This window comes from Geothrix sp. SG200 (assembly GCF_022808935.1).
GTDB lineage: Bacteria > Acidobacteriota > Holophagae > Holophagales > Holophagaceae > Geothrix > Geothrix alkalitolerans.
In genome coordinates, this window is record NZ_JAKZFR010000005.1 from 104,688 (window position 1) to 123,832 (window position 19,145).

A 19,145-nucleotide genomic window follows, 5' to 3' on the forward strand; every position below is an offset into this window, starting at 1 on the left:
ATCCTTTCAGGCGGTCCAGAGGGCGGTTTCGGCGTCGGCGTGCTGCTTCTGCTTGGCTTCGATCCACCCTCGGGCGGCGGCCAGGTCGGCTTCGAGGGCGTCCAGGGCTAGGTTGCCGGCGCCGCCCAGGTGGGTGGCGGTGAGGGCGCTGCGGTCCGGGGCGAAGGTGCCGTCCTGGATCTGCTGCGCCACCTTGCGGTAGGCCTCGCGGAAGGGCAGGCCCCCCTGCACGAGGACATAGGCCTGGTGGGCGGCGTAGAGCTCGTCGCTGGAGGCGTCCGCGGCGGCCCCGGCCTTCACCTGGAGGGCGGGCAGCAGGGGCGTCAGCACGCCGAAGAGGTCGTCCGCGTGCCGGAGGGCGGTGATGAGCGGCTGCTTCAGCAGCTGGAAGTCCCGGTGGTAGCTGGAGGGCAGGCCCGAGGCCAGCTGCTCCACCAGCCCCGCGGCGCCCCGCAGCTCCCGGCAGCGGCCGCGCGCCAGCTCGACGACGTCCGGGTTCTTCTTCTGAGGCATGATGCTCGAGCCCGTGGTGAAGGCGTCCGGCAGCTTGAGGAAGCCGAACTCCTGGGTGCTGTAGAGGGAGACGTCCCACAGGAACTTCTCCAGCACGCCGCCCACGGAGGCGGCCCACTGGAGCACGGCGGCCTCGTGGCGGCCCCGGCTGTTCTGCACATCGATGGGGCTGCGCTGCACCTTCGAGAAGCCCAGCAGCTTCGCCGTGAGCGCCCGGTCGATGGGCAGGGGCACGCCGAAGCCCGCGGCCGAGCCCAGGGGGCAGCGGTCCAGACGGCCGTACACGCCCTGCAGCGCCTCCAGCTCCTCCAGCAGGCCCTCGGCGAAGGCCGTGGCCCAGAGGCCGAAGGTGCTGGGCATGGCCCGCCGCAGGTGGGTGTAGCCCGGCAGGGGGATGTCCTGGTTCGCCTTCGCGAAGGCCAGGAAGCCCTCGGCCAGGTCCGCCACGCGCAGGCCCAGGCGCACCAGCTTGTCCCGGAGGTAGAGGCGCAGGGCCAGGATCACCTGGTCGTTGCGGGAGCGGCCCAGGTGGATGCGGGCGCCGGCCGGGCCTAGGTGCCGGGTGAGGTCGGCCTCGATGGCGGTGTGGCCGTCCTCCATGTGGGGCGGGATGGGGAAGGCCCCCTGCTTGGCGAGGTTGGCGATGCGCCGCAGGCCCCGCACCAGCGAGACGGCATCGGCCTCGGGGATGAGGCCCGTGGCGGCCAGCATCTTCGCGTGGGCGGCGCTGCCCAGGGCGTCCCAGGCCAGGAGGGCCAGGTCCGTCTCGGGATCCTCGCCCACGGTGAAGCGGTGGATGGCCGCGTCAAGGGGGACATCCTTGGCCCAGAGGGTGGTGGCTTCCGGCCTCATGGCTGCACCTGCATCTTGAAGAACGCGGGGACGAGCTTGGCATAGAAGTCCGCGCCGGCCTCGAGTTCCTGGATGGTCAGGTACTCGTTGGGGCTGTGGCTGCGGAAAGTGTCGCCGGGGCCGGCCTTCACCGCCGGGATGCCGCCAAGGAAGGCCCAGTCGGACGTGGTGCCGGAGCCCACGGGACCTGCCTTCTTCGCGGCCTGGAGGGCGGCGCGGACGATGGCGTGGCCCGGATCTGTGCCCTTGGGCAGGTAGCGCTTGGAGTGGATGGCGACTTCGCTCTCCAGCTGCCGCTGGAAGTCGGCGCACAAGGCGTCGTGGTCCTGGTCCGGGCCCGTGCGGAGGTCGATGAAGAACTCGCAGGCGTCGGGCACCTGGTTGCGGCGCAGGCCGCCGCTGATCTGGGTGACCTGGGCCTTCTGGCTGCCCAGCAGCGGATGGGCCGGGAAGTCCATGGCCGCGACCTTGGCGATGTCCCGGGCGGCCTTGTGGATGGCGTTCTCGGCGCCCAGCATCTGGGCGTTGGCCACGTGGCCGCTCTGGCCCCGGGCCGTGCACTTGAGCAGCAGCATGCCCCGCTGGGCGGCGCAGATCCGCAGCCCCGTGGGCTCGCCCACCACCGCACCCTCGAAGGGGCCGAGCGGGTCGAGGATGGTGGCGATCCCGTTCCCCCCGGTCTCCTCCTCGGCCGTGAGGGCCACCACCACCTCGCCGCCGAGATCCTGCTTCGACAGCTCGAAGGCCGAGAGCAGGATGGCGGCCACGCAGCCCTTGGCGTCGTTGGCGCCCAGGCCCTGGAGCCGCGAGCCGTGCCAGACGGGCGTGAAGGGGTCGCCCTCCCAGCCGGCGCTGGGGGGCACGGTGTCCAGGTGCGAATTGAGCAGCAGTCGGGCCCCGCCCTTCTTCCCGAAGGAGAACCAGAGGTTGTTCCCCTGGCGCCGGGCTTCGAAGCCCTGCGCGGAGACAAGGCTCTGCACCAGGTCCGCGAGGGGGCCCTCCTCGCCGGACACGCTCGGCGTGCCCACCAGGAGCGTGAGCAGCTCGGCGGGGCTCATGGCTTGGTCCCGGCCGGGGCGGCGCCGGAGGCGAACCCAGTTACGATCATCGTCCCGCTGCCCTCGTTGGTGAAGATCTCCGCCAGCAGGGCGTCCGGAGCGATCCCGCTCACCAGGTGGGCGCTGGAGACGCCGCCCTGGAGGGCCGCCTTCACGGCCGCGAGCTTGGGCCGCATGCCGCCGCTGATGATGCCCTTGGCCTCGAAGGTTGCGAGTTCGTCCAGGGTGGCGTGGGGGATGAGGGACGAGGCCTTTTTGACGTCCTTCAGCAGGCCCGGCACGGAGAGCAGGAAGAACAGCTTCTCGGCGCCCAGGGCCGTGGCCAGGCTGGCGGCGATGGTGTCGGCGTTCGTGTTGTAGATGGCGCCGTCCTCCCCTCCGGAGAGGGGCGCCACCACCGGCACGAAGCCCCCTTCGAGCAGGTGGCTGAGCACGTGGGGATCCACGGCGTCGATGTCGCCCACCAGGCCGTAGTCCACCAGCTGGGGCTCGGTGGCGCCGTCGGGCACCACGGGCACGGGGGGCCGCCTGGTGGCCTTCAGCAGGCCGGCATCCAGCCCCGTGAGGCCCACGGCGGGCAGGCCGGCGGCCTGCAGCTCCGCCAGCAGGTCCATGTGCACCTGGCCCGCGAAGACCATCTTGGCGGCGTCCAGCACCTTGGGGCTTGTCACCCGCCGGCCCGCCACCTTCTGCACCGGGATGTCCATGGCCTCGCAGACGGCGTCCAGCTCCGCGCCGCCGCCATGCACCACCACCACCCGGATGGAGAAGGACCACAGCAGGGCGATCTGCTCGCAGAAGGCCTTGCGGATCTTGGGCTCGGCGAGGACCTCGCCGCCCACCTTCACCACGAAGGTCTTCCCGCGGAAGAGGCGGACGTAGCGGGAGGCTTCCTTGAGGGCGGCGTAGGGATTGGGGGAGAGCGGCATCGCAAACCTCGGGATCGGGAAACTGAGGACTGAGGACTGAGGACTGAGGACTGACCATAGACACCGGGCGGCGCATGCGCCGATCGGTGAGGACTCAGCGCTGCGACAGCAGCGCGTGGATGGTGGCCCGCTGCACGTGGAAGCGGTTCTCGGCCTCGTCCACCACGCGGCTCCAGGGGCCGTCGAGGACGCTGTCGTGGACTTCCAGGTTCCGGCGCACGGGCAGGCAGTGGGTGAAGATGGCCTCCTTCGCGGCCTTCTGCATGTGGGCGGCGGTCGGCATCCAGGCCGAGAGGTCGGCCATGGGCGCGGCCTCCAGGCCCGAGGTGGTGGAGGGGCCCCAGGCCTTGGCGTAGACGGCGGCGCTGCCCTCCAGGGCGGCGTCCTGGTCCGTGGTGTAGACGATCTTCCCGCCGGTGGCCGCGGCGTACTTTTCGGCCTCGGCCCGCACCTCGGGCGCCAGCTCGTAGCCCTTGGGGTGGGCCACGCGGATCTCCGCCCCGCAGGCCGCGGCCGTCAGGAGGAAGGAGTTGGGCACGGCCTTGGGCAGGGGCTTCATGTGGGGCGCCCAGGTGAGGGTGACGGGCACCTTCGTGGTGCCGTGGGCCTCCTGGATGGTGAGGAGGTCGGCGAGGCCCTGGTGCGGGTGCTCCCGGGCGCTCTCCATGCTCAGCACGGGCACGGTGGAGAAGCGCCGGAAGGCGTTGATGACGGGATCCAGCTCATCGACGTCGTCGCCGTCGCCGTGGCTGAAGGTCCGCACGGCCAGGGCGTCCGCGTACCGGCCCAGCACGGGCACGCCCTCGCGCACGTGCTCGGCCCGGTCCTGGTCCATGACGGTGCCGTCCCGGTCCTCCAGCTTCCAGGTGCCGGCTCCCACCTCGAGCACGATGGCGTGGCCGCCGTGCCGCAGCATGGCCGCCTCGAAGCTGGCCCGGGTCCGCAGGCTGGGGTTGAAGAAGACCATGCCCAGGATGCGGTCCGCGAAGATGGCGCCGGGGCGCTCCTTCTTCCAGGCCGCGGCGGTCTTGAGGATCTCCGCCACTCCGGCGGGACCCAGGTCGGCGATGCGGGTGAAGTGCTTCATAAGTACCTCGGGAAAGACTGGAACCGCGAATGGCGCGAATCGCCCTTCGGGCGCGCGAATGGGAAAGCGGAAGGAAAGGTTGGGTCAGGGAAGGGCAGCCGTCAGGCCATCATTTGCGAACATTCGCGTCATTCGTGGTTTCAAGCCTTGAAGGACTTGATGGCGGCGATGAGGGCCTCGAGGGCTTCGCCGCTGACGTTGAGGGGCGGCATGAGGCGCAGCACCTGGGGATCGCCGGAGCCGCCCAGGAGGATGTTCTGGGCCATCAGGTGCTTCTTGAGGGCCGCGGCGTGAGGCGTGCGGAGGCCGAGGAGCAGCCCCTCGCCCTGGATGGCCTCGACCACAGATCCCTTCAATTCCTTCCGAAGCTGCTCGGCGGCTTCGGAAGCCCGCGCCATCAGCCCTTCCGCCTCGATGACGTCCACCGTGGCCAGCAGGGCCGCGCAGGCCAGGGGGCCGCCGCCGAAGGTGCTGCCCAGGTCGCCGCCCTTGAGCTTGGAGGCCACGGCGGCGGTCATGAGGAGCGCCCCCATGGGCACGCCGGAGGCCAGGCCCTTGGCGGAGGTCATGAGGTCGGGGCGCACGCCGTAGAACTGGGCGGCGAAGGGCGTGCCCATGCGGCCCATGCCGGTCTGGATCTCGTCGAAGATGAGCAGGGTTCCGGTGGCGTCACACTTGGCGCGCAAGGCCTGGAACCACTCGGGGGAGGCGGTCTTGATGCCGGCCATGCTCTGGATGGGCTCGAGGATGACGCCGGCCACGTCCGAGAAGTCCGCCGTGTCGAGGGCCGCCAGATCGCCGAAGGGCAGGCGCAGGCAGGGGGTGAGGCTGTCCGCGAAGGGCTGGGTGATCTTGGGGTCGTCGGTCACCGAGAGGGCCAGGGTGGTCCGCCCGTGCCACCCGCCGTCGAAGGCGCCGAGCGTCTTGCGGCCCGTGAGCAGCAGCGCGACCTTCAGGGCGTTCTCGTTGGCCTCGGCGCCGCTGTTGCAGAAGAAGACCGAGTCCATGCCCGAGAAGGCGGTGATCTTCGCGGCGGCGGCGTCCCGCACGGGCAGGGCCGCGGCGGCGGAGTAGAAGAGCAGCGAGGCGGCCTGGTCGGCCACGGCCTGCACCACCTTGGGGTGGCTGTGGCCCGTGGCGCACACGCAGTGGCCGCCGTAGAAGTCCCACCAAGCCTGGCCCCGGTCGTCGAAGACCCGGTCGCCTTCGCCCTTCACCAGCGGGAAGGGGTAGGGGGCGTAGGTGGGGAGGAGGGCGGGGACGGCGGGGCTGGGCAGCATGCGGAGATCCTGTGCATATGCGCGCATGGGGATGCATAACCATGCAATCAATTGCATAATATGCACAGGGTGAATTCCGTGAAGCAAGAACTATTTCAGGACTTTTGAGGGTAGCCCAGGTGAATTTCTTGCTATTCCATGCAATTTCATGCAACATCCGTGCATGGATCTGGATCAGCTCATCCTCCGGCTGCTGGAGGCCCACCCCATCGCGGACCAGACGGACCTGCTGGAGAAGCTGTCCGCCGAGGGCCACGAGCTCACCCAGTCCACCCTGTCCCGGCGCCTCAAGCGCCTGGGAGTTCAGAAGGTCCAGGGCCGCTACCGCCGGGTGGAGGCCGCCACCCAGGTGCTTCCGGACGTCACCCTGACCGAGGTTCCGCCCAACCTGCTGGTGCTGCGCACCGCGCCCGGATTCGCCCAGGCCCTGGGCCTCAGCCTCGACGCCGATCCCGTTCCCGGCCAGATGGGCACCCTCGCCGGTGACGACACGGTCTTCGTGGCCGTGCTGCCGGAGCGCCTGGCTGAGGTGAAGGCCCACCTCGCGCGGGTGGTGGCGGCGCGGTAGGGGCTTCAGCCGCTAGACTGACCTCCTGACCGTCGGGGAGTTCGCATGGATCGTTTCGGAAGTTCGAAGCTGCGCATCGGCTGGACGCTGGCCTGCCTGTTCCTCGCGGGGCTGGTGTTCATGGCGATCCGGGGCCAGCAGGGACCGGACGGGTCACAGGTGGTGGTCTTCGGCACGGCGGTCCCCCTGGGGGCGGACTCGCTGAAGGACTACGCGCTGGGCGGCCTGCAGGGCGTCATGTACTGGCTGGTGTCCCTGGTGGTGCTGCTGGGCGCCTTCGGTCCCGTGAGCCAGTGGACTGCGGCGGCCTCCCGCGGCGAACGGCTCAAGGGCTTCTTCGCGGGCACGGGCCTGGGCTTCGCCCACGGGCTGTTCCTCTCCCAGGTGGCGCTGCTCCCCGTGTGGGCCCTGAGCTGGCGGCTCATCGGCCAGGCCTGGCCGCCGGAGCTGCTGCGGGCGGACCTCCACGGCCTCCTGCTGGGCCTCCAGATGCTGCTGTGGGCGGTGCTCCTGTCGCGGCTCCTGAAGTCCAGCGCCGGCCTGGCCCTGCTGCTCACGCTGCTGCTCCGCGAGCTGGGTCCGCGCCTGAGCTTCTTCCTGGACTTCGGCCAGGACCTGGGCTGGAGCGCGGGCCAGGTGAAGGTGCTGGAGATCTTCGTGCGGCTGCTGCCCATGGCCCAGCTCCCCTCGGACCCCTTCTCGCCGCTGGCGCTGCCCCTGTCCATCGGCGGCCCGCTGGTGCTGGGCACGCTGGCCATGCTGCTGCCGGCCGGGGGGCGGAAGTAAGCGGATGCGCCCCGCCGTCGGATTGATGCTCCTGCCGCCGGTGCTGGCGGCCCAGGGGACCCAGAATCCGGCGGAGCTGCGCCAGAAGCTGGCGGCCATCCAGGGGCGCCTGGGCCAGGTGGACCAGCAGCTGGAGGCCTTGAAGAAGCGGCGCAAGGGCGTGCTGGTGGAGATGCAGGGCATCGCGCTCCAGCGCGACCGGGCCAAGGCCCAGGTGGACGGCGCGCGGCTGCGCCGGGACCAGGCCCAGAGCGAAGTCCAGATCATCGGTCGCGAGCAGGCCCGCATCCAGGGCGAGGTGCTGAAGCTCCAGGGCGACCTCCGCAAGCAGGTGCGCTGGATGCAGGCGCTGGGGCCCCTGGGCGATCTGGGGGTCTACACCACCTTCAAGGACCCCGACGCCTGGCTGGAGCGCGGCCGCCTCCTGGCCTGGGCGCGGCTGCAGGAGCGCAAGCGCCTGGACCAGATCCACCGCCTGCAGGGCGACCTCGCCGCCAAGGAGAAGTCCCTCAGGGAGGTGCTCGCGCGGCTGGCCCGGGAGGAGCAGGAGGCCGCCCAGCTCCAGGCGGCGCTGCGCCTGCAGGAGGACAAGCTCAACAGCTTCCTCGACGGCCTGCAGAGGGACGAGACGGCCCAGCGGCAGGTCCAGGCGGAGCTGGCGGAGGAGGCCATCCAGCTGGAGCGCCTGCTGGCGGGCCTGCTGGCCAAGCCCAAGGGCGAGGTCTTCGAATCCGCCGTGGCCTTCGCCTCCCTGCACGGCAGCCTGCCCCAGCCCGTGGAGGGCTCCCTGGCCCAGAGCTTCGGTGAGCACCTGCATCCCCGCTTCCACACCAAGACCGTGCAGAGCGGCCTGCTCATCGCGGCGGCCAGCGGCGCCCCGGTGGCGGCGGTGGCCGACGGCAAGGTGGTCTACGCGGACTACTACCAGAGCTACGGCCCCATGGTGATCCTCGAGCACGGCGGCGGCTGGTTCACCCTCTACACCCACCTCCAGGGCCTCCAGGTGGCCAAGGATCAGGTGCTCAAGGCCGGCGAGCGGGTGGGCGCCGTGGGCGAAACCGTGGACGGCCCCCGCCTGGGCTTCGAGATCCGCCACCAGGCGCAGCCCCAGGATCCGCAGAAGTGGCTGAAGCAGAGGTATCGATAGCGGGTCGGGACTGCAGTCCTATCTCGGGCTCGCTGTACGGGCGCCTGCGGGGGGACGGATCAGGTCCTCGAGGGGGGCCAGGGATCCGTCGGGGCGGACTCGACCCCTGGCCAGGGGGTATCCGGCTGCTTCCGCCTTCTGGTACCAGACCTTCGCCTGTTCCAGGTCCTTCTTGACCCCGATCCCCTGGTGGTGGATCAGGCCGAGATGGAACATCGCCGGGGCCCACCCCAGGTCCGCGGCGGCCGTGAAGAGGTTTAGGGCTTTCGAGGGGGATCGGGGGACCACTTCGCCGTTCTGGTACAGAAGGCCCAGTTCAAACGTACCCTCCGGATGATGTTGATCCTTCAGTGCCTCAAGGATATGGAGGGCCTGCGTCCGTTCGGCAGAGGAACCGTGGGCCAGGGTCTTGGCCCACTCGAGCTTCGCCCCTGGCCCACCCTGTTCAGCAGCCTTGGACAGGAGGTCGGATCCCACTGCGATGTACTGCTTTCCCAGCACGCCGCCGCTCAGAAGGCGAAGGGTCATGGGAAGCAGGGGACTCGGGGACTGGGATCCCTGTTCCTCGGCGACCAGGGCCCGGATCCGTGCCGGATCGGCAGGGGAGTCCCCACGGCGGATCAGCAGCAGCGCCAGGGGCAGGCGGAACCGGCCCCGCCCGGCCGCGAGGTCCTTCTCCATCCATCCGGCCACGCTGTCGGCCTCCTGGAGGGTGGGCCGGTAGCCGGTGACCAGGACACGGACCAGCCCGTCGATGGACGCGTCCCATCCCTGGGCGGCCCCGAGCGAGTGGTAATGGAAAGCCAGACCGAGGTCCCGCTCCACCCCATGGAAGCCCTCATAGACCTGGCCCAGATGCTCCTGGGACAGGTGGTCGCCGGCATCGGCGGAGAGCTTGAACCACCGCAGGGCGGTGGCCATGTTCTTCGGGACCCCGAGGCCATTCTGGTAGAGGTAGCCGAGGTTGCCGTCCGCCCGGGCCCAGCCGAGCGAGGAGGCGGACTCGAACAGCCGCCGGGCTGTGCCGTAGTCCTTCTGGAGCCCGCCCATCCCCTCGACGAAGAACCACCCGAGGTTGGTCATTGCCATCGCGTTCCCACTGCGGGCGGCCACGGCGTACATCTGGGCGGCCGCCGCCTCGTTCTTCGGAACCCCCCGGCCCGATTGGGTGAGCCAGCCGAGGGAGGCCAGGGAGTCCATGTCCCCCAGCTTGGAGGCCTTCTCATGCCATTCGGCGGCCAACCGGTCGTCCTGCTCGATCCCGCGGCCCAGCTCGTACATCCAGCCGAGCATGTGGGTGGCGTAGCGGTGGCCTTGCTTCGCGGCCTGCTGGAAGCAGGTGAACGCCTTCGCCTCATCCACCGGGAGCCCACCCAGTCCCTTCATGTAGAACCAGCCCAGGTCGGCCTGGGCATCGGCGAAGCCCTTGGCCGCGGCCTGCTGGTACAGGGCGGCGGCCTTCGTCTCGTCCTTGGGCAAGCCCATGCGCCCTTCGGCGTACCGCTCGCCGAGCTGGTGCGCGGCCGCGGCATCCCCCTGGGAGGCCGCTTTCTGGAGGGCCTCGTTCGATGGGGGCTGGAGGGGCCCTGCGGTGGCTGGGGTCTGGCCCCCGGCATCGGGATGCATACCCGCCAGGGGAAGGGCCAAGAGACACAGGGTGGCGAGAAAGGCCATGTGGCCCCCGGGGACAAGGCCTACCGCACCACGTTGCTGGCGTTGAACAGCGGCACGTAGATGGCCAGCAGGAGGGCGAGGACGACGACGCCCATGAAGAGGATGAGCACGGGGCCGATGAGGCTGGTGACGGCGGTGGTGGCCTTCTCCACTTCCTGGTCGAAGAAGTCGGCCACGTGGTCGAGCATCTCGGGCAGGGCGCTGCTCTGCTCGCCCACGCGCACCATCTCCACGGCCAGGGGGTCCAGGATCTTCGCCTGCTCCAGGGCCAGGTGCAGGCTGCTGCCGGCGCGCACCTTCTCGGTGACCACGGCCAGGCCCCCCTTCAGGCGCTCGCTGGGGCTGGTGCGCTGGACGACCTCCAGGGCCTGCACCACCGGCAGGCCGCCGGAGAGCAGCACGCCCAGGGTGCGCGAGAACACGCTGGAGTGGTACATGCGGTAGAGGGTGCCGACCTTGGGCAGCATCAGCAGCAGCCGCTCCGCCAGCTTGCGCCCGGCCTCCGAGGCCGCCATCCAGCGGATGAGCACCGCGAGCCCCGCGAGGAGGATGCCCTGGAGCCAGAGCGTGGAGCTGATCACCTTGCCCATGCCCAGCAGGATCCTCGTGAAGAAGGGCATCTCGATGTCGCCCCCCGCGTAGAACTCCGCGAAGCGCGGCAGCACCACGTTGAAGATCACGCCCAGGGCCAGGATGAGCACCAGCACCAGGAAGGCGGGATAGAAGAGGGCCTCGATGATGCGCCGGCGGCTGCTCTGCGCGAACTTCTGGAAGGACAGCCAGCGGGCCAGAACCTCCGGCAGGGTGCCGCTGCGCTCGCCCGCCACCACGTTGCTGCGGTAGACCGGCGGGAAGGCCCCGGCCTGCTCCAGGGCGTCGGAGAAGGACATGCCCTCCCGCACCAGCTCCACCACGTGGGCCAGGGCGCGGCGCAGCTGGGGATCCTTGCCGTGGCCCACCAGCAGCTCCAGCGACTGCAGGAGGGGGATGCCGGCCTTCAGCAGGGCCAGCAGCTCCTGGTTGAAGAGCACCAGGGATTCGGTCTTGAGCTGGGTGCGGCTGCGGAAGGCGGTGTCCGTGCGGGTGATCTCAAGGGGGAAGCCGCCTTCGGCCAGCACGCGGGTCCGCAGCGCCTCGACGCTCTCCGCCTCGAAGTCCCGCACGAGGACGTCGCCATTGGAATGCGTGAGCCGGACCGTGAATCGCATGGGCACCTGGGAGCTTTGAGGATAGCGGGAAAGGAAGCCCGGAGTCTGGAGGCTCCGCCCCCGACCGGATAGCCTCATGGAATCCTCCGGAGGCCTCGTGCCGTTTCGCCCGCTTCTTGCGCTGCCCGTCCTGACCTTCACCCTGGCAGCCCAGGCGCCGGCCTCGGCGCCCCTGCGCACGGGTGTGGCGGAACCGGCGATCCTGGATCTGCGCGCCGTGGACGGGTCGCTCCTGGTGCCCCGGGACAACCGGGACGCGACCCAGGTGGAGGCGGCCCGGCAGCGCTGGACCGCCCTGGTGGCGGGCCTGAAGGAGGCCTCCGCCGTGCGGCTGCGCCTGCCCTCCGGTGAAGGGCGGCTTCCCCTCCTGCTGGCGGCGGCCCAGGCCCTCAAGGCCCAGTCGCCGACCCAGCGCCTCTACGTGGCCTTCGATCCCGAGGCCGCGCCTCTTCTGGACGAGACCGCCTGGGGGGCCGTCGATGGCGGCGCCCTGGTGCCCGCGGACCTGAACCTGGACCCGGCGAAGTGGCGGGCGCAGCTCACCCGGGCCCAGGACAGCTTCCCGGGCCGGCCCTGGACCCTCTGGCTGCCCTCGGACCCCGGCGCCCTGGTGTCCGTCCTCATGGGCGACGGGGGGCGGGTGGTGGTGCCCGCCGGCGGCCCCGGGGCCCGGCTGGCGGAGACGCTGCCCGCGGGCTTCACGGACGTGGAGGGCGGGCTCGGGGACCTCACCCTGCGGAACCGCGCCGGGGCCATGCGCCGCTGGACCTTCGCGGGCGGCGCCTGGTCGTCGGTGCCCCTGCCCAAGGACCGCACGGAGGTGGCCGTCAGCGCCGCCGAGGCCTACGACGTGGGGGCCCTGCTGGCCAAGGTGCGGGCGGCCCAGCTCCGGTCCCGCGCCATGGCGCGGACCGTCCAGGCCAAGGCGGAGCTGGACCTGCACCTCCAGACGCCCTCCGGGCGGGGCGGAGACCTGGGCTTCAGCTTCGGCTACTTCGAGCAGGCCGGAGAATGGCCGGAGCTGCTCCAGAAGGCCGTCCGCTTCAACGGCGTCACCGCCAAGCTCGACGGCGAGGTGCAGCTGCCCCTCATCGAAAGCCGCCAGTCCATGTCCCTGCCCGTGGCCCTCGGCATGACCGAGCGCTACCGCTACCGGGACGGCGGCGCCGCGGGCCCTGGTCGGAGGCGGCTGCGCTTCGAGCCGGTGGACGCGGATCCCCTGCTGTATGCCGGGGACCTGGAGGTGGAGGAGGCCACCGGGCGGATCCTCGTGGAGCGGCGGGAGCGCACGGACCTGCCGGGCACCGTGAAGAGCGAGCGGGAGATCCTCACCTACGGCGAGGCGGCGCCGGGCCTGTGGCGGCCCGTCTCGGTGCAGACCTTCGAGCGCTGGGTGAGCGCCGGCGGCGTGGTGCAGGTGCAGCGCCGCTTCACCTACCGCGACTTCCAGGTGAACGGCGAGGGCTTCGAGGCGGCGCGCGCCGCGGCTCGGGCCTCGGGAGCCACCATGCTCAAGGTGACGCCGGAGGGCGCCCGTTATTTCACGAAGCAGGGCGACGGCACGCGGAAGATCGAGGAGAAGCCCAAGAGCAGCGGCCGCGCCCTGGCCGCGGTGGTGCTCGCGGATCCCGGTCTCACGCCGCCGGTGGCGCCCCTGGGCGGCCTCCTCTACTTCGACTACAACGCCTTTGGGAAGGGCGTGCAGCTCAACGCCCTCACGGCGATCCTCTTCAACACCGCCAGCCTGGCCATCCCCCGGGGCCTGGGCAGCTTCGACGTGAGCGCCGACGCCACGGCCCTGCTCCTCAAGGGCACGGAGCGACCCGTGGTGAACGGGCGGCTCTCGGACCGGGACGGCGTGGGCCGCCGCTTCGGGAAGATGGGCCTGGAGCTGGGGCGGGACCTGGGCCTGGGCTTCCGCCTGGAGGGCCGCGGCGACTTCGAGTACGACGACTTCAGCGAGGGGGACAGCAAGTACCGCACGCCGGGCTACCAGCTGCCGCCCTCGGGCCTGACCCGCATCGGCACCCTCCAGGGCTCCTGGCTCTTCCGGGGTTTCCAGGTGCGGGCCTACCACGGCTGGGGCCGCCGTCCCGACGGAACCTACGGCCTGGCCGCGGATCTCCAGGAGGTTCCCGACGGGGGCGATTTCCGCCGCTGGGGCGGCAGCCTGGGCCTGGATCGCGAGTTGTCGCCCGGGCTCTGGTTTCACGGCGAGGCCGGGTGGGCCTCGGGTCGCGCCTTCGATCGCTTCAAGGCGCTGGATGTGGGCGGTCTGGGCGGCGTGGTTCGCATCGCGGGCATCCGGGCCAACGCCATCACGGCGGACCGGCTCTCCTACGCCAAGACGGCCCTCGCCATCCCCACGGGGCCCAACCTGCGCCTGTCCCTCAGCCTCGAGTACGCCCGGGCCCGCAGCCTCGACGACCAGAAGACCTACGGCATGGGCGGGGTCGGCGTCACAGGGGACCTGCCGGGCTTCTGGCTCTTCACCGCCGTGCGCGTGGATCTGGGCGTGGGTGTTCAGAGCGACATCGCGGGCGTCCGCACCGTGAACGGGTACGTGGCTCTGCTCAGGGTGTTCTAAGAAAGTTAGACCAAAAGATCTATATCTTTATTTGATTGACCTTAAATCTTGTTTTTTAAATTGCGGGTCACCTCCTCCGGGACCATGATGGCTGTCCTGATGTCCTTATCCGGGGCATGAGATCGGAGGTGACCATGCTGAAATGGCGCGCAACCTTCCTGACGCTGGCCGGTCTGGGCCTCGCCTTCCTGCTGGCGTGCAGCAGCTCTGGCTCGGGCAGCGGCGGCAATGTCGCCAGCGGAAGCATGAACGTGCATCTGGTGGACGGACCCATCTCCGGCTACCAGGAGATCAACGTCAACATCCAGTCCGTGGAGATCAACAGCAACGGCACCTGGATCACCCTGGGCACGCCCAACAAGACCATCAACCTGCTGGGCCTCGTGGGCGGCGTGGAGGAGACGCTGGTCACCGGCGCGACCCTGCCCGCGGGCCACTACGGCCAGATGCGGCTGGTGCTCGGCTCCGGCAACACCGTCAAGCTGGCCGACGGATCCGTCCAGCCCCTGAAGGTGCCTTCGGGCATGCAGAGCGGCATCAAGCTGATCGTGAACTTCGATGTGGCGGCCGGGACCACGAAGGACGTCTGGATCGATTTCGACGCCGCCCACTCCATCCAGGTGGTGCAGGCCGGGATGTCCGGCCAGTACATCCTGCGTCCCACCATCTGGGCCTTCGACAAGATCGCCACGGGCTCCATCCAGGGCACCTTGACGGACGCCGCCACCTCCACGGGCCTGCCCGGCGTGACGGTCTATGCCGAGACCCTGGACGGCTCCGGGAACGCCCGGATCGCCCGCAGCACCGTGACGGACGCCAATGGCGCCTACGCCCTGGACCTGCTGCCGGTGGGCACGACCTACTACGTGGTGAGCCACCCGCTGGTGGGGACCACGACCCTGCAGGCCTATGACGCCAAGGCCAGCGAGGCCTTCGCCCTGACGGCCTCGACCCCCGTGTTCACCTACAGCGCGGCCTTCACCGCGAACGCCTCCACGGGCACCGTGTCCGGCGGCCTCACGCCGCTGGCCACCAGCAGCCAGAGCGACCAGGTGAACCTGCTCCAGTCGCTAGTGACGTCCTCGGGCAGCTTCAGCTTCATCGTGCGCACCACCATGGCCGTCGTGGGCACCTCCACGGAGACCTACGACTTCACCACCGTTCCGGTCGGGGCCTACAGTGTCCAGGCCGTGCGGAACACCTTGAACCTGGATGGCACCACCACCACGACCACCTCGACCGTGCAGCCGGCCACCGTGACCGCGAGCACGACGACGACGGTGAACCTGGGGCTCTGATCCCCCCGCCTCAAGGCCCGGAGGCCCGCGGACACGGGGTCTCCGGGCCTTGCCTTGCCCGCGGGTGGGGGGCATGGGCCGCATCGGTTTTGAAGACACGCCCGGCTTGGGAGTAGCATGGGCCCAACCGACCCCGGCCCATCTGATGACGAGCCCCCATCCGGGTGCCCCAGCCAAAACCTGAGCCGCCGGGCTCGTTTCCTGAACCCGGAGCGTGCAGATGCTGGATGTGGCCTTGGTCCTCGCGTCCACCGGGTGCTGGTTCGCGGGGGCCCTGATCTCGGCCGTGCCGCGCGCGCCGGAACGCCTGGCCACGGGCCTCGGCCTACTGGGAAGCCTCCTGGCCCTGGGCGCGGCGCTCCACCTCCTGCTCGGGGGGGCGGTCTCGGGTCTGGACTTCCGGGTCTGGGGCTTCCCGGCCCGCCTGGAGCTGGATGCCCTGTCCGCGGCCTTCCTGCTGCCCCTCCACCTGGTGGGTGGGCTGGGCCTGATCTATGGGCAGCGCTACTGGCCGTTGCAGCTGGCCTGGGGCTCGGGCCGCTCCCTGCGCTTCTTCTACGGCCTGCTGGTGGCGGCCATGACCCTGCTCTTCCTGGCCCGCCACGGCCTGGTGTTCCTGGTGGCCTGGGAGCTGATGGCCGTGTCCGCCTTCTTCCTGGTGGGCACCGAGCACGAGAAGCCGGAGGTCCGCCGCGCCAGCTGGGTCTACCTGGCCTGCACCCACACGGGCACCCTGCTCCTGACCGCGATGGTGATCCTGATGGCCCAGCGTTCCGGCGGGCTGCTGTGGACGGTGCTCCCCACCGCCACCTCGCCCTGGTTCGAAGGCGGCATCCTCCTGCTGGCGGTGGCGGGCTTCGGGTTCAAGATGGGCGTGCTGCCCCTGCATTTCTGGCTGCCTTCGGCCCATGCCAGCGCCCCCAGCCACGTCTCCGCGATCCTTTCGGCGGTGATGCTCAAGACGGGCATCTACGGCATTCTCCGCGTGTCGAGCCTGCTGCCGGACATCCCCCGGGGCGTGGGCGGGATGCTCCTGGCCCTGGGCGCCCTCACCGCCCTCTACGGGGTGGGCAACGCGCTGGCCCAGCGCGACTACAAGCGGCTGCTGGCCTACTCCAGCATCGAGAACCTGGGGATCATCGCCATGGGCGTGGGCCTGGGCTGGACGGGCCGGGCCACCCACGATCCCTGGCTCATGGCCCTGGGTTTCGGCGGGGCGGTCTTCCACGTGTGGAACCATGCGGTGTTCAAGAGCCTCCTCTTCTACGGAGCCGGGGCCCTGCTGCACGCCACGGGCACCCGGGACATGGAGGCGCTGGGCGGCCTGGCGCGGCGGATGCCCCGCACGGCCCTGACCGTCTTCCCGGCCGTGCTGGCGGTGGCGGCCCTGCCACCCTTCAATGCCTTCCTCAGCGAGTGGTTCCTCTACCGGGGCCTCTTCGCCTCCCTGGGCCGGGGCTATCCCTGGTCCTCAGCCCTGGGCCTGGTGGCCCTGGCCCTGGTGGGAGGGATGGCGGCCGTGGCCTTCGCCCGGTTCTTCGGCACCCTGTTCCTGGGCTCGCCCCGGAGTGGGCTCGTGGATCACGCCCACGACCCCGCCGCCTCCATGCTGCTGCCCATGGCCGTCCTGGCGGGGCTCTGCCTGGCCGTGGGCCTGGGGGCCTTCCTGCTGCTGCCCCTGCTGGACCGGGTGATCGCCGCGATGGCGCCCGGGACACCCTGGCCGCCGGCGCTGCTGGCCGTGGGCCTCCGCGTGGACCTCCGCCTGCTGGCCGGGGTGGAGCTGGGGCTTCTGGCCCTCGTCGGGGTGGGCCTCGCCTGGCTCCACCGACAGGCCGACGCGCCGGAGGCGGACCTTCCCACGTGGGACTGCGGCTATGCCGCGCCCGTGGCAAGGGCCCAGTACACCGGCAGTTCCTTCGCGGATGCCTGGGCCCCGGTCCAGCCGGGCCTGCGCGCGCGGAGGCCGCGCTTCCGGGGGCTGTTCCCCGGCGGGGCCTCCTTCCGCCAGGCCTTCCGGGACCCGGTGGGCGAGGTGTTCCTGGAACCGCGGGTGGTCCGGGTGGCGGAGCGCCTGCTCCGGTTTCGGCGCTTCCAGCAGGGTCACCTCCCGGTCTACCTCCTCTACGTGCTGCTGACCCTCCTGGGAACCTTCCTCTGGATGCTGCTGAGGGGGAGGCTGCTGGGATGAGCCTCTGCCTCCTCGCCCTGCTGGTCGCGGCGGTCTCCGGCGTGCCGGGGCTGTTCCTGCGGCGGCAGGGCGGGGAGGCGGCCGCGGGCCTGCTGGGCCTGGCGGCGGTCCTGGGCCTGACGGCCGCCCTGCCCGTGCTCGCCGGCGGGACCGGCGGGACCCTCCTGCTCCGCACGGCCGCGCTGGGATCGCCGGGGCTCCTGGCGCTGGATCCGCTCGCGGCCTTCTTCTCCATTCCGGTGCTGCTGCTCTCGTTCTGCGGAGGGCTCTACAGCCTGGGCTACTGGGAGGGCCACCGCGGCCACACGCCGATCCTGCGCCTGGTCTACGGGCTCCTGACGGCCTCGCTGCTGATGCTGGTGATGGCGTCCCACGCCCTGACCTTCCTGCTGGCCTGGGAGGGCATGGCCCTCGCCGCCTTCGTGCTGGTGATGGCCGAAGACCGCGAGCCCGAGACCCGCCGGGCGGGCTGGATCTACCTGGCCGCCACCCATACGGGCACCCTGCTCCTGTTCGCGGCCTTCGCGCTGCTGGCCAAGGTCCAGGGTCATTCGGCCTTCGCCGCGCTTCCGGCGGGACTGGCGGCCACCCGCGGGGGCACGGCCCTCTTCGCGCTGTTCCTGCTGGGTTTCGGCTTCAAGACGGGCGTCCTGCCGCTGCATTTCTGGCTGCCGCCGGCCCACGCCGCCGCCCCCAGCCACGTCTCCGCGCTGATGTCGGGCGTGCTGCTCAAGATGGGCATCCTGGGGATCGTGCGCTTCCTCTCCTGGGTGCCGGATCCGCCGCCTTGGTGGGGCGGGACGCTGGTGGCGCTGGGCGCCCTGTCCGGCATCCTCGGGGTGGCCTTCGCCCTTGGCCAGCACGACCTGAAGCGCCTGCTGGCCTACCACTCCATCGAGAACATCGGGATCATCCTGCTGGGCCTGGGGCTGGGCACCCTGGGCAAGGCCACGGGTCATCCCGCGATGCAGACCCTGGGCTATGCCGGGGCCCTGCTCCACGTGGTGAACCACAGCCTGTTCAAGGGCCTGCTGTTCCTGTCGGCGGGATCCGTGCTGCGCGCCACGGGCACCCGAGACCTGGAGCGCCTGGGCGGCCTGGGGCGGACGATGCCCTGGACGTCCGCCGCGTTCCTGGCCGGGTCCTGGGCCATCTGCGGGCTGCCGCCCCTCAACGGCTTCGTCAGCGAGTGGCTGATCTACCTGGGGGCCTTCCGGGGGCTCGGACTCCCGCTCGGGCTGGGCCGGCAGACCTGGCCGCTGGTGATCCTCGTGTCCCTGGCCCTCATCGGGGCCCTGGCCCTGGCCTGCTTCGCCAAAGCCTTCGGGGCGGTCTTCCTGGGGCTGCCGCGGACCCGGACGGTGGCACAGGCGGCGGAAGCGCCACGCACCATGCTCCTGCCCATGGGCCTGCTGGCCTTGGCCTGCCTGGCCATCGGGGCGGCGCCCGCCCTCTTCGCACCCGCCCTCGGGCGGGTGGCCGATTCGATGGGTGGGAGTCTGGGTGGCGGCGAGGCCCTCCGCGCGCTGGTCCCCCTGCGCATGCTCACCTGGGCGGCCGTGATCCTGGGGCTCCTGGCCCTCCTGCTCGGGCGCTGGCTCCGCCTGGTGCCGCAGGGAAGGGACCTTCCCACCTGGGACTGCGGCTATGCGGCAGCGGACGCGCGGATGCAGTACACCGCCTCCTCCTTCGCGGACGGCCTGACCCGGGGTCTCCGCTGGGCCCTGCGCCCCGTGGCGCACCTGCCCCGCATCGCGGGCTGGTTCCCTCGGCTGGCGCGGTACGAAAGCCATGTGCCGGATCCGGTCCTGGATCGCACGGCCTCGCCCGCGCTCCAGCTCATCGTGCGGAGCGCCGGCCTCCTCCGCGTGGCCCAGGGCGGGGCACTGCCCGTCTACCTGCTCTACGTCCTGCTCACCCTGCTCGCGCTCCTGGTCTGGATGGTGGCCTGACATGCTCCGATCCCT

The 19,145-nt window shown here is 70.9% G+C and carries 14 protein-coding genes; 7 read left to right on the forward strand and 7 right to left on the reverse strand.

Annotated features, from left to right (window positions below):
• Positions 1-6: 6 nt before the first annotated feature.
• From argH to ML539_RS11180, 5 genes are all read right to left on the reverse strand, one after another.
• Complete coding sequence (argH, locus tag ML539_RS11160) at positions 7-1,365, reverse strand: argininosuccinate lyase (RefSeq protein ID WP_243323898.1); 1,359 nt, start codon at positions 1,363-1,365, stop codon at positions 7-9.
• The gene (locus ML539_RS11165; protein WP_243323899.1) at positions 1,362-2,423 is read right to left on the reverse strand and encodes a M20/M25/M40 family metallo-hydrolase; all 1,062 of its coding nucleotides are present in this window, start codon (positions 2,421-2,423) and stop codon (positions 1,362-1,364) included. Before ML539_RS11165 ends, argH begins: the two co-directional genes overlap by 4 nt.
• On the reverse strand, positions 2,420-3,352 hold the full coding sequence (argB, locus tag ML539_RS11170; protein ID WP_243323906.1) for an acetylglutamate kinase: 933 nt from the start codon (positions 3,350-3,352) through the stop codon (positions 2,420-2,422). Before argB ends, ML539_RS11165 begins: the two co-directional genes overlap by 4 nt.
• Positions 3,353-3,446: 94 nt before the next feature.
• Positions 3,447-4,439 carry an N-acetylornithine carbamoyltransferase gene (locus ML539_RS11175; RefSeq protein ID WP_243323909.1) on the reverse strand — a complete coding sequence of 331 codons (993 nt, stop codon included), beginning with the start codon at positions 4,437-4,439 and terminating at the stop codon, positions 3,447-3,449.
• A gap of 140 nt (positions 4,440-4,579) precedes the next feature.
• The gene (locus ML539_RS11180) at positions 4,580-5,746 is read right to left on the reverse strand and encodes an aminotransferase class III-fold pyridoxal phosphate-dependent enzyme (protein WP_243323910.1); all 1,167 of its coding nucleotides are present in this window, start codon (positions 5,744-5,746) and stop codon (positions 4,580-4,582) included.
• Positions 5,747-5,882: 136 nt separating this feature from the next.
• On the opposite strand from ML539_RS11180, the gene ML539_RS11185 reads away from it, so the two are divergent.
• The 3 genes from ML539_RS11185 to ML539_RS11195 are packed head-to-tail and all read left to right on the forward strand — an operon-like array spanning position 5,883 to position 8,220.
• Complete coding sequence (locus ML539_RS11185) at positions 5,883-6,287, forward strand: hypothetical protein (protein WP_243323911.1); 405 nt, start codon at positions 5,883-5,885, stop codon at positions 6,285-6,287.
• Positions 6,288-6,332: 45 nt separating this feature from the next.
• Positions 6,333-7,073, forward strand: a complete 741-nt coding sequence (locus ML539_RS11190; RefSeq protein WP_243323912.1) for a hypothetical protein — start codon at positions 6,333-6,335, stop codon at positions 7,071-7,073.
• Positions 7,074-7,077: 4 nt separating this feature from the next.
• Positions 7,078-8,220, forward strand: coding sequence for a peptidoglycan DD-metalloendopeptidase family protein (locus ML539_RS11195; protein ID WP_243323918.1), 1,143 nt, complete (start codon positions 7,078-7,080; stop codon positions 8,218-8,220).
• A gap of 18 nt (positions 8,221-8,238) precedes the next feature.
• Here the strand turns inward: ML539_RS11195 and ML539_RS11200 are convergent, their stop codons facing one another.
• Positions 8,239-9,894 (reverse strand): tetratricopeptide repeat protein, encoded by a 1,656-nt coding sequence (locus ML539_RS11200; protein WP_243323922.1) that lies wholly within the window; start codon positions 9,892-9,894, stop codon positions 8,239-8,241.
• A gap of 20 nt (positions 9,895-9,914) precedes the next feature.
• Positions 9,915-11,102: a type II secretion system F family protein gene (locus ML539_RS11205; protein ID WP_243324129.1), complete on the reverse strand. Its 1,188-nt coding sequence runs from the start codon at positions 11,100-11,102 to the stop codon at positions 9,915-9,917.
• 97 nt (positions 11,103-11,199) lie between these two features.
• Here ML539_RS11205 and ML539_RS15555 point away from each other — a divergent pair, with 97 nt between their 5' ends.
• The 4 genes from ML539_RS15555 to ML539_RS11225 all read left to right on the forward strand — a co-directional run bounded on the left by ML539_RS15555 (position 11,200) and on the right by ML539_RS11225 (position 19,130).
• The gene (locus tag ML539_RS15555) at positions 11,200-13,689 is read left to right on the forward strand and encodes a hypothetical protein (protein ID WP_279341625.1); all 2,490 of its coding nucleotides are present in this window, start codon (positions 11,200-11,202) and stop codon (positions 13,687-13,689) included.
• A gap of 134 nt (positions 13,690-13,823) precedes the next feature.
• Positions 13,824-14,987 (forward strand): DUF4382 domain-containing protein, encoded by a 1,164-nt coding sequence (locus tag ML539_RS11215; protein WP_243323923.1) that lies wholly within the window; start codon positions 13,824-13,826, stop codon positions 14,985-14,987.
• Positions 14,988-15,207: 220 nt separating this feature from the next.
• Positions 15,208-17,178, forward strand: a complete 1,971-nt coding sequence (locus ML539_RS11220) for a proton-conducting transporter membrane subunit (RefSeq protein ID WP_243324132.1) — start codon at positions 15,208-15,210, stop codon at positions 17,176-17,178.
• Positions 17,175-19,130, forward strand: a complete 1,956-nt coding sequence (locus tag ML539_RS11225) for a proton-conducting transporter membrane subunit (RefSeq protein ID WP_243323925.1) — start codon at positions 17,175-17,177, stop codon at positions 19,128-19,130. Before ML539_RS11220 ends, ML539_RS11225 begins: the two co-directional genes overlap by 4 nt.
• The last annotated feature ends 15 nt before the right edge of the window (positions 19,131-19,145 follow it).